This is a genomic window from Magnetococcales bacterium, from assembly GCA_015228815.1.
GTDB lineage: Bacteria > Pseudomonadota > Magnetococcia > Magnetococcales > UBA8363 > UBA8363.
This window is the reverse complement of record JADGCV010000082.1, coordinates 1-6940: the sequence shown is the minus strand read 5'-3', so window position 1 is coordinate 6940 and position 6940 is coordinate 1. Positions and strand designations below refer to the sequence as shown.

Here is a 6940-nt window from a genome sequence, read left to right as displayed (position 1 = left end):
ACCACAGCGTTTCCTGCCACCAGTCCCAGGAAACCATCACCGGCGATTCGTACCTGAGCGATATTGTCCATTATTTCATCGAGTTGACAAAATTCACGCAAACCTTGGAAGAGTGTGAAGGAATCCTTGACAAATGGATCTATTTCATCCGCCATGCCGAAACCCTGGAACGGGTACCCGACCAGTTGGACCTGCCACCATTCCGCCATGCGTTCGAAAAAGCCATGGTCGCCAACATGACGCAGGATGAGCTGGATCTTTATGACAAGGCTGGCATCGCCATTGCCGACGCGCGAGGACGGATCGAACTGGCACGAGAGGAAGGCCGGGAAGAAGGCCGGGAAGAAGGCATTCAAATCGGTGCGCAGAGAGGAGAACAGATTGGCGAAGCCAAAATTTTGACCCGCCTGTTACAACGCCGTTTCGGTGCCGTGCCCGATTGGGCCAACGAAAGAATTGCCAAGGCCGAACTTCCGACCCTGGAAAAGTGGAGTCTCCGATTTGTGGATGCCACATCCCTGGATGATGTATTCGCGGAAAGCGAATACTGAGTTTCATTAAGTCGCATACCGCTTGGGATATGTCGTTTTCAAACGTCATTCCAAGTCGGGTGCGGTTTAGAGATTGCATGCTTGCGCGGGTCCATGCCGGAAAAAGGCAAATTAACGCAATGGTTATCATGTGTTTATGGAGAAACGGACCCCGCATTGCACGCTGACCGAGGTCAAAGCCTTGGTAGAGGCTGGCAAGGTGCGCACCACGCACGCGGCGCGAGACGGTGCAAACGAGTTGGGGCTTGCGCTCTCTGACATGCTGGACGTGGTGATGGCACTGACGCCAGAGGATTTTCACAAGAGTATGACCACCCATGCCAATCACACGGTATGGCAAGACGTGTACCGCCCCAGCACGCAGGCGGGCGACGTGTACCTGAAGCTGACGGTCATTGATGACGTGCTGATCGTGTCCTTCAAGGAGCTATGACCATGAAATGCCCTGTTTGCGGTACGGCGGAACTGATCCACGACACCCGCGACCTTTCCTACACCTACAAGGGTGAAACCACCGTCATCGCAGCGGTGACAGGCGATTTCTGCCCGGCCTGTGCCGAGTCCATCCTGGACGTTGCGGAGTCGAACCGCGTCATGCGTGAAATGCGTGCCTTCTCAAAGCAGGTGAACGCCGCCATCGTTGATCCTGGCTTCATCACGAACGTGCGCAAGAAGCTCGACCTCGACCAGCGCGAAGCCGCCGAAATCTTTGGCGGCGGTATCAACGCCTTCTCGCGCTACGAGGACGGCAAGACCAAGCCGCCTCTGGCCTTGGTCAAGCTGTTCAAGCTGCTGGATCGCCACCCCGACCTGCTCAACGAGGTCCGAACCGCCTGACCCGGTGCGCGGTTCCGGCTTCCTGACACGACTCCAGGACAACCACAAAATTCTGGACAAGGGGTATGATCACCCCAGAGGTGACACAGAGGTAAAAGACATAAGGAAGATACAGGTTAAAGCAATTTTTATACCATCTGCTCTCAAAGGGTTTTCGGGCTATTCGCACTCGAGATTCCATGCATGGAAGGAACGATCACAAGAATGGGATTCGTTATCATGCTGCTGAAGCCAAAGTGGCGCGTACAGGATCGGTTGGCCACGACAACACCGGCCTTGAGGTCAAGGACATGAACCTTCCCGGTACCCACTCCAAAACAGCGATCCTGGCGCTTTTTCTTGCTGCGGGACTCTTTCCTCTGGCGATCTGTCTTTGGTTGGGGATCGGTATGTTCACTGCCGCCACCCTTGACGATCAGGACAGGATTCTCGAAGGACTGGTCGCGGTCGAGAAAAAACGGTTCGAGGCCCATCTGGCCAACACCCTTGCCGACGCCCACCTGCTGGCCTTGACGGTGGGAGCGGTCATCCAACCGGCCCGCGCCATCGAGGAAGAGCCGGTTGCCGTCCGGACCATCGTTGCGCCGCATCATGATTCGGTGATGTCTCCCACCACGCCACCAGCCCCTCCCGACGGGACGAAAGACCGCAAACACAGTCCCGCCCCGGAACCCGCCATGGCATCGACGCGCACCCCGGATACGGCAGTCCCTCCTGTCCCACCGGACCACACCGAAGACGCGACGAACAAAGAAAACAAACCCAGGATCCTGAATGAACAGATCCCGGACCAGGTCCGCCAGTGGATGCGACGGTTGCAATCACCGGTCCTGCAATTGGCCGAGGAAGGGGCGTTGGGAGCCAAGTTTGCCGGTCTCGACTGGATCTACCGCCAGAATGGCCGCAAGGCGGAAGGGGAAAGCTGGGAACATTTCGCCGAGACCTTCACCCCGAGACTCGATGCCTTTCGCAAAGCCAAAATGTTTGACAACCTGTACTTGATTTCGGTCAAGGGTGACGTGGTCTATTCCACGAAGCGTGGCCAGGAACTGGGGGCCAATGTCACCGATGCGGCGTTCGAGGAATCGGGCCTGGCGCAACTCCTGCCCAAAGCCCTGAAACAGGCCACCAGCCTGGAGGTCACGCCCCGCGATGATGTTACCCGCGTCCCTTCCCTTCTGATCGGCGCCCCGGTTCGCCGGGACAAACTCCTGATCGGCATTCTCGCGGTCCGGCTCGATCCATCTTCTTCTCTCGAAACGGCCCTTGCGCAAACGGCGGAACGATCGGAGGAGGCCGTGGCCCTCGTCGGCCCGGAGGGGAACCTGCGTTACAACAACATCGCCTGGACACGACTGCCCGCGACACTCAACGCCATGGCATGGTCGGAGCAAAGCCTGACGGGTTCACAAGGGTCGATGATCGTCGAAAAAGCGGCCCACACGTTGTACTGGGAGCGTTTCAAGGTCGATCCGTGGACGTGGACCCTTCTGGTTGCCGTTCCCACCGGTTTGCCCCAGGCGCAAACATCCCGATCCAGCGACATCCCGCAAACGATCGTCACCTCCACCACGGAACCGGAGACATCCCCTGCCCCGCACGAAACTTCACCACCGGTCGGGTTACCACCTTCGACCCCATCCCTGCCCATGCAGGTTTCCGACGTGAGGGACGCAGAACGATTTTTTGGGAAGGAATATTTGGCGGCCACAGGATATTATGACCTGTTTTTGATTCAGTGGGATGGTCTGATCGAACACACGGCGGCGCGGCAGGGGGATCATGGCACCAGCCTGAAAGACGGACCCTATGCCGATACCAACCTTGGCCGACTGTTCGAACGGGTATCGCGCACGGGCAAGGCGGGGCTTTCGGACATTGCCCCCTATCCTCCGAGCCGGGACGAACCGGCGGCTTTCGTTGCGGCGCCGATCATCGTTCAAGGCAAGGTGGCGCGGGTGGTTGCCCTGCAACGGCCATTGGAGCGGGTAGCGGCGTTGTTGGATCCTGGTTCGGAGTTGGGACCCCGGGGAGACGTGGTCCTGGTCGGAGCCGATTTTCGGTTACGTTCCGACTCTCGCCTCCGCCCCCGGACCCATTCGATCACCGCCTCGTTCCGCGGGACGGTCGCGGAAAACGGGATGGAGACCGAAGCCGTCCGGCGTGCGTTGGCGGGTGGACAGGGGGTTTTGCACGAGACGTTGCCCGAAGCGGAGGGGATCCGGATCACCGCCTATTCTCCTGTAACCATGGATGAGGAGACCTGGGCTTTGGTTGCCACGCGCGAGGTCGCGTTGCCGCTGACGGCGCTGCTTCGCGGGGAGAACGGAAAACGGATCGGATGGCTTGTGGGCGGCAGTTCGATCTGGATCCTGCTTGTGGCATCATTCACCTGGTGGATGCTCAAACGCCCCTGGGACATCATGGACCGGGGAATGATGCAACTGGCCCGTGGACGATTGCCCGCTCCCGGGGAACCGGATTGGGAATCCTGGCAGGGACCGATGGAACCGGTACGACTGGTCATGGAGCGGTTTTATCAGCAGACCGAACGATTGCACGCGGGGCTCGCCCAGTTGATGGAACTGCACGGTCGGATGGTGGCCATCATCGATGGCGCCCATGAACCCGGTTCGGAACCTTCGCGGGAGGATCGGGTCCTGGAGGTGGCGGTCGAAACCTCCGACAGTCCCGAGGCCGTCCTCGAAGCGTTGGCGCGGTGGCGAAACCTTCCCTCTCGGGTCGTTCCGGGTAGTATCGTCGGACAGGAGGGGCACACGCTTGCGGGGGAGCTTTCGGACCCGTTGCAGCAGATTCAGGGGATCGCGGGAGAGATGGCCCTGATCGCGGTCAACACGGCGAGTCTGGCGGCGCGTTCGACGATACGCAAGGCATCTCTGGTGGAACCGTATCAAAAGATCCGGGAATTATCGGAAACGATCCGTCATTTGGCGGGCAATGGGGTGGATCGGGTACGTTTTTGGGAAGAACAGCGGGTCATGATGGCACAACAGCCCAAGGTGGATGACATCCTTGCCGCCCTTCTGGGTCGTATGGAACGAATGTTGCTCTTTCAAGCACGGGCGTTGCAATGTCGCGAAAAGGTGGTACACGACGAAGGGAAGGACATGTTGGCCCCGCTGGTTCTTGCCTTGGGGCAACAAGCTGAAAAACTACGCCAGATCGCCGAGTCGTTGCCAAGAAAATAGACTATTGCGGGTCCAGGGGGATCATCCCCCTGGTGGGGTCCAGGGGCAAAGCCCCTGGTGGGGTCCAGGGGCAAAGCCCCTGAAAAACGCAAGCAACAAGTTGAACCGCCGCATTTTCTCATGACAACCGAACAGACCGGACAACATCAGAAAAGGGCAGTGGAGAAGTGAATACAAAAAATCCATCGGTCCCTTTTTTTTCTTATTGATCATTTATTTTCCGCCCCAATCGACACGATCACAGGGAGAAGCCATTGACCATGACGATCCGTATTCTATACATTGCAATGCTTCTTGTTGCCGGTTTCATCCATGAATCCGCCATCGCCGGCGAAACCGCACCGGGTCAAAAGCCTGGACAAACCGGAGTCCATACCATGGTAACCCTTACCACCACCTTGGGCGACATCGTCCTGGAACTCGATGAAGCCAAGGCCCCTATCACCGTCAAGAACTTTCTCGAATATATCGACAGTGGCTTCTACAACGGCACCATTTTTCACCGCGTCATTCCCGGATTCATGATCCAGGGCGGCGGCATGACCCCGGACATGGACGAAAAGGCCAACCGCGCCCCAATCAAGAACGAGGCGGACAACGGTCTGGCCAACCTTCGTGGAACCATCGCCATGGCGCGAACGCAGATTCGCGACAGTGCCACCAGTCAATTTTTCATCAATGTCGCCGACAATGCCTTTCTCAACCATGGAAAACGGGATTTCGGCTATGCCGTCTTTGGCAAGGTGGTCCAGGGAATGGAAGTGGTCGAGGCCATCGCCAAAGTAAAAACCGGCTCGAAAAAAGGACATTCCGACGTCCCCAACGATCCGGTCATCATCCAATCGGCCGTTCGAAGCCAGTGACGCCCAGGGGACCGGATGAATACCGTCGGCAAGACTTTCCTGCGTATTCGAATTTTCCACGCCGAGGCGATCAGGAAACGCCTCGGCGGCATGGAATGGGCCGAAATTTTTTCACGGTTTCATGGCATGGTCTCCAGGATCGTCCAGGAAGCAGGAGGTGAAATCGTCAGGCTCTATCCCGACGGACTCCTCTGCGCGTTCAACACGGCCAATCATGGTGTCTCGGCGGCAGTCCGCGCCCAGGAATCCCTTCAGGAACACGAATTCTCTCCCCCTTTGTCGCTTTCCATGGGAATTGCCTCGGGACAGGCCATCGCCCTGCCGATTGGCGACAGTCATATCGACTATTTCGGCGCCAGCGTCGAAATCGCCGAGGAACTGGGACAAAAAGCCCGCGGAAATGCCATCCTCTTGAACCACCCCGTCTTCCCCCCCAACGACACGATCTTCATCACCTCCAAGGCGGGTGAAAGCACCGGTCGCTCCCAACGGGATTATTTTGTGGAACAACCGATCTTCCGCCTGGCGGGGCACAGCAAACCCCTCACCTGTTATTCGGTCTTCTGGCAGAACGAACCAGCCCACTACCTTGCCCAGAGTCCGATCGAGGAATACCGTCCCCATCCCCTGGCCGAGAGCCACTCCGAACGGACCTATTTCGGTCGGGTTTCCGCCTTCAAGAAGGAACGGGGGTTCGGTTTCATTCAGTATTATTCGGAAGATGATGTCTACAAGGAAATCTACTTCCACATGACCTATGTGATCGCCCAGGCGCCCATCGCGGAACACGATCATGTCCAGTTCGTCGTCCGCCCCGGCAAGGAAGAACGTCCTCAGGCCTGTTCCATCCTCGTCATGGGAAGCCGGCTGCGCGGCGTGGTGGAATCGGTACAATCCGACGGCGCTGGTTTCATTGTGGTTGCCATCAACGACAGTGATACACTACGTTTTTTCATGCTGCCTCGAGAAAATCACAACAACCGTTTCCGTGTCGCGGATCAGGTTTTTTTTACCGTGGGTTCCGGTTCCGATATTGAAGGGCTTGTCGCCCTCGACATCGAACCGGCCAATGATCCGACAGTACTCGATGAGGACGAAACCATCGAACTGCCCATCGGTTCCGTGCAACAGGCGATTGTCAACGTCTATTTCAGCGAGAAAGGCTATGGTTTTGCCAAATGCCGCCGCTGCAATATTTATGTTCACGTCTCGGAACTGGCCGACCCCAAACAGGAACCCGCCCCCGGCGACCTGATCGAGTTCCGGGTCAGCCCAGGCCGGGACAGCACCTACCGCGCCAACGATATCCGGATCATCCCCAGGAAAACACCGGCACCGCTCGATGCCATCACGACACACCGACACTGAGTCGTCCGGTAATTGCCCAGGTACCCCCGGTTCGGAATTATTGAAAGAAAAAAGGGGTCTAATGGTATGGTCCGCCCCGTTCCCAACGGCCTCGAAATGGGCCAAGATGGAG

The 6940-nt window shown here is 57.8% G+C and carries 6 protein-coding genes; all 6 read left to right on the top strand.

The window, feature by feature from the left end; all coding sequences use genetic code 11:
* The coding region (locus HQL76_17875; GenBank protein ID MBF0111037.1) for a PD-(D/E)XK nuclease family transposase at positions 1-551 on the top strand (551 nt) is incomplete at its 5' end.
* 136 nt (positions 552-687) lie between these two features.
* Entirely contained in the window at positions 688-984 is a 297-nt protein-coding gene (locus HQL76_17870) for a type II toxin-antitoxin system MqsR family toxin (GenBank protein ID MBF0111036.1), read from the top strand.
* 2 nt (positions 985-986) lie between these two features.
* The gene (locus HQL76_17865; protein ID MBF0111035.1) at positions 987-1388 is read left to right on the top strand and encodes a type II toxin-antitoxin system MqsA family antitoxin; all 402 of its coding nucleotides are present in this window, start codon (positions 987-989) and stop codon (positions 1386-1388) included.
* A gap of 179 nt (positions 1389-1567) precedes the next feature.
* Complete coding sequence (locus tag HQL76_17860; protein MBF0111034.1) at positions 1568-4597, top strand: hypothetical protein; 3030 nt, start codon at positions 1568-1570, stop codon at positions 4595-4597.
* A gap of 260 nt (positions 4598-4857) precedes the next feature.
* On the top strand, positions 4858-5460 hold the full coding sequence (locus HQL76_17855) for a peptidylprolyl isomerase (GenBank protein ID MBF0111033.1): 603 nt from the start codon (positions 4858-4860) through the stop codon (positions 5458-5460).
* Between the two features lie 15 nt (positions 5461-5475).
* On the top strand, positions 5476-6828 hold the full coding sequence (locus tag HQL76_17850) for a cold shock domain-containing protein (protein ID MBF0111032.1): 1353 nt from the start codon (positions 5476-5478) through the stop codon (positions 6826-6828).
* The last annotated feature ends 112 nt before the right edge of the window (positions 6829-6940 follow it).